The sequence below is a fragment of the Mesorhizobium sp. M7A.T.Ca.US.000.02.2.1 genome (genome assembly GCF_003996995.1).
In the GTDB taxonomy this organism is placed as follows: Bacteria; Pseudomonadota; Alphaproteobacteria; order Rhizobiales; family Rhizobiaceae; genus Mesorhizobium.
Window position 1 is genome coordinate 1 of the sequence record NZ_RZTT01000522.1, and the last position, 3,604, is coordinate 3,604.

The window sequence follows — 3,604 nt, forward strand, 5'->3', positions numbered from 1 at the left end:
CGACAGCGTCGTCCGCAGGCCGGCGCCCGTCGTCGACAGCCCGGTTGCCTGCATCACCTCGGGCAACAGCACCGACAGGCTCGAAAACAGCGGCCGCAGGTTGAAGGCGATCAGCACAAGGCTCGCGCCAAGCACAATGCGCGCCGCACGGCTGCGCAGTTCAGGCGGCTGCGGCACGGGCAGGCTGTCGGCCTCGGCATCGATGAGTTCCAGACCGTCCATGACCTCGGCCTTCGGGTCAGGCTGACGAAAACTCTGGTTCATTGCGAAAGCAGTCTTTCAAGTTGGGCAAGCACCGGCGCCATGAAGGCTCGGACGGCGGCAACGGCCCGCTCGGGATCGCTCGCGGCAATGGCTTCGACGATTGCCGCATGCGCCTGGTGGTCCGGTTCGGGCAGATCGCCGTCGATGGTGGCATGGATGGTCTCGGTAATGGCGGCGGTGAAGAAGTCGTAGAGCTCCATCATCGCCCTGTTGCCGGACGCCGCGACGACGGATTTGTGGAAGGCGAGATCGCGACGGATGAAGGCTTCGCTTCCGCCTTCGGCGACAGTGCCGCGCGCGGCAAGCAATTGCCGCATCCGCTCGAGGTCGGCTGGCGTGTGACGCAAGGCGGCGAGCCTCGCGGCCTCGAGATCCAGCGCCGCCCGCGCCTCCCACTGATCGCGCAGGCCGCTGCGCTTGACCCGGTCGAGCGCGGCAGAGGTATCGACGGCAGAGCGCACATAGGTGCCCGACCCCTGGCGCGTATCCAGCAATCCCTGCGAGACCAGCACCCGCACCGCCTCGCGCACCGTGCCGCGGCTGACCGACAGAAGGTCGGTCAGAGCTGCCTCATTGGGAATACGCTCGCCGACGCTCCAGCGGCCGCTGACGATCTCGGCACGCAGGCTGCTGGTGGCGCTGTCGGTGAGATTGGTTCTGGTGGCGGGTTGCATCGGTCTTTCATCAGGTCATCAGATGACTTGATGAATAGGCAGGCTCCTAACTGCCGTCAAGATGCTCGGAAGCCAACGAGCACCGCAATGGGAATGGATCAGTTGGTGGCTCGTGCGAAGCTCGCCATGTGGAAGGCCTGAACCTCCGGCGGATAGCGATACTCCGTGCCATAGGGGCACGCATTGCGGTCAAGGCAGCCGCCGTTGCGGCACGGCTCGCCACTCGCTCCCCGCACATGCGCCAGGCAGGATTGATAAGCGAATCCTTGCGCGGAATAGGCGTCGACCGGGCAGGATTTCAGGCAGGGTTTCTCGACGCAGCTATCGCAAAGGTGAGGCGCCGCTTCGCCGGCTTGAATCGGAAGCTCGTCGTCGAACAGCAGCGCACCGCGATAGGCGTGCCAGAGCCCATAGTGCGGATGCATGAGGATGCCGAGCGGCGACGGCTTCAGCCCCTCCGCCCGCATCGCCCATTGCTGGAACGGCAGATAGGGCGTGTCGGAAGGTGAAACGGCTCGCGCCCTGAATGTCTCCGCCACGGAGCCGATCACTTCGCGCGACCATGTGTCAAGCGGATTGGCGATTGCCTGGGGCTGTTGCTCCCACCAACGCAGGAAATGCGGCAAGGGTGCCGCACCCGCCTGCCCTACCAGCAGGACGGCCGCTGCCGCCCCGCCCGACGGTCCTGTTGTCGACGCATCGCCCGGCGTAAAATTGAAGCCGCCGCGAAGAACAAGGCCGTTAGCGTGAAGCGCCGCAGCAATGCCGTCAACGCTGCCGGCGGGCGCAATCATCCCTTCTTGTCCGGATCGGAGAACGCGCTCCGCCAGACTTCCTTGTGGATGATGTTGGCGACTTTAGCCCCGCCTGATTCGGGCTCCTTTCAAGTGAAGGCGTCGGGCATCGACCCCTTCTTCTTGGCGATGAAGTCCTTCAACGCTTCGTCGATGCTCGGATCGAGATGCGGCGCCTCGTAGGTTTCCAGCCAGCGGCGGGCAAGCTCGTTGGCGCGCTGCGGCGCTGTCTTCTCGCCTTCGGCCAGCCACTGCTCGTAGGAATTGTTGTCGGCGATGTTGGAGCGGTAGAAGGCGGTCTGGAAATTGGCCTGGGTGTGGTCGCAGCCGAGATAGTGGCTGCCGGGGCCGACCTGGCGGATGGCGTCCATCGCCTGGCCGTTTTCCGACAGGTCGACGCCCTCTGAGAATTTCTGCGTCATGCCGAGCTGGTCGATGTCCATCATGAATTTTTCATAGCAGGACGCCAGCCCGCCCTCGAGCCAGCCAGCCGAATGCAGCACGAAATTGGTGCCGGCCAGGATGGTCGAGTTCAGCGTGTTGGCGCTTTCATAGGCCGCCTGAGCATCCGGAACCTTCGACGCGCAGAGCGAGCCGCCGGTGCGGAATGGCAGGCCGAGACGGCGCGCCAGCTGTGCGGCGCCATAAGACACCAGCGACGGCTCCGGCGTGCCGAAGGTCGGCGCGCCCGACTGCATCGAGATCGACGAAGCGAAGGTGCCGAACAGCACCGGCGCGCCCGGCCGGATCAGCTGCGTGAACGAGGCGCCGGCCAGCACTTCGGCCAGGACCTGCGTCAGCGTGCCGGCCACCGTCACCGGGCTCATCGCGCCGGCAAGGATGAACGGCGTGACGATGCAGGCCTGGTTGTGGCGCGCATAGACTTTCAGCGCGCCGAGCATGGTCTCGTCGAACACCATCGGCGAGTTGGCGTTGATCAGGCTGGTCAGCACCGTGTTGTTCTCGACGAAATCGTCACCGAACACGATCTTGGCCATGGCGACGGTGTCTTCGGCGCGCTCCGGCGCGGTCACCGAGCCCATGAACGGCTTGTCGGAATATTTGATGTGGCTGTAGATCATGTCGAGGTGGCGCTTGTTGACCGGCACGTCGACGGGCTCGCACACAGTGCCGCCCGAATGGTGGATCGACGGCGCCATATAGGCGAGCTTCACGAAATTCTGGAAATCCTCGATCGTCGCATAACGCCTGACGCCATCGAGGTCACGCACGAAGGGCGGACCGTAGACCGGCGCAAAGACGGTGGCATTGCCGCCGATCTGCACCGAGCGCTCGGAATTGCGCGCATGTTGGGTGTAGACGGACGGCGCGGTCTTGAGCAGCGAACGGCACAGACCCTTCGGAAAGTGCACGCGCTCGCCCTTGACGTCGGCGCCGGCCTCTTTCCACAGTTGCAACGCTTCCGCGTCATCACGGAAGATGATGCCGATTTCCTCGAGCACCGTGTCGGTGTTCTTCTCGATCAGCGCCAGGCCTTCCTCGTCCAGCACCTCGTAAACGTTGATCTTGCGTTTGATGTAGGTGAGCTGCGTACCCGGGCCACCGCCCGAACGTGCTGCCCGCCGGGCTGCTGCCCCGCCACTGGCGCCACGCCCACGTCGCGCGTTTGACGCTTCCTGATCGACTGCCGCGTGTTCGCTCATGGTGGTTCTTCCCTGAAACTGTTCTTGTCTGGAATCCATAGCGGCTGCCTCGCCGCTTCTTGCCAGATCGTAGCCATGCACCCTATTCGAAACGGCCCGCCAGCGCCAACGCCTGTCGCAAAATCGACAAGAATTCCAAGAGAGTTACGGTCGCTTTCCTTTTGCGGGAAGTCGCAAATCAGCTATGGATACATGCCCTCAGCGGGTT

General features: G+C 64.0%; 3 protein-coding genes and 1 pseudogene. All 4 read right to left on the bottom strand.

Going from position 1 to position 3,604, the window contains the following annotated elements:
- Window positions 1–264, bottom strand: a pseudogene (locus EOD15_RS30760) (cyanate transporter); the annotation flags it as partial.
- Complete coding sequence (locus EOD15_RS30765; protein WP_127317929.1) at window positions 261–938, bottom strand: FadR/GntR family transcriptional regulator; 678 nt, start codon at window positions 936–938, stop codon at window positions 261–263. The gene EOD15_RS30765 and the pseudogene EOD15_RS30760, both read right to left, overlap by 4 nt.
- A gap of 98 nt (window positions 939–1,036) precedes the next feature.
- Window positions 1,037–1,732, bottom strand: a complete 696-nt coding sequence (locus EOD15_RS30770; protein ID WP_127317927.1) for a 4Fe-4S dicluster domain-containing protein — start codon at window positions 1,730–1,732, stop codon at window positions 1,037–1,039.
- An 89-nt stretch (window positions 1,733–1,821) separates the two neighbouring features.
- Window positions 1,822–3,396 carry a trimethylamine methyltransferase family protein gene (locus EOD15_RS30775; protein ID WP_127317925.1) on the bottom strand — a complete coding sequence of 525 codons (1,575 nt, stop codon included), beginning with the start codon at window positions 3,394–3,396 and terminating at the stop codon, window positions 1,822–1,824.
- Window positions 3,397–3,604: the final 208 nt, after the last annotated feature.

Coding starts and splice junctions, on each gene's coding strand:
- EOD15_RS30775 (WP_127317925.1), bottom strand. CDS start 3,396: ATGAGCGAACACGCGGCAGTCGATCAGGAAGCGTCAAACGCGCGACGT.
- EOD15_RS30765 (WP_127317929.1), bottom strand. CDS start 938: ATGCAACCCGCCACCAGAACCAATCTCACCGACAGCGCCACCAGCAGC.
- EOD15_RS30770 (WP_127317927.1), bottom strand. CDS start 1,732: ATGATTGCGCCCGCCGGCAGCGTTGACGGCATTGCTGCGGCGCTTCAC.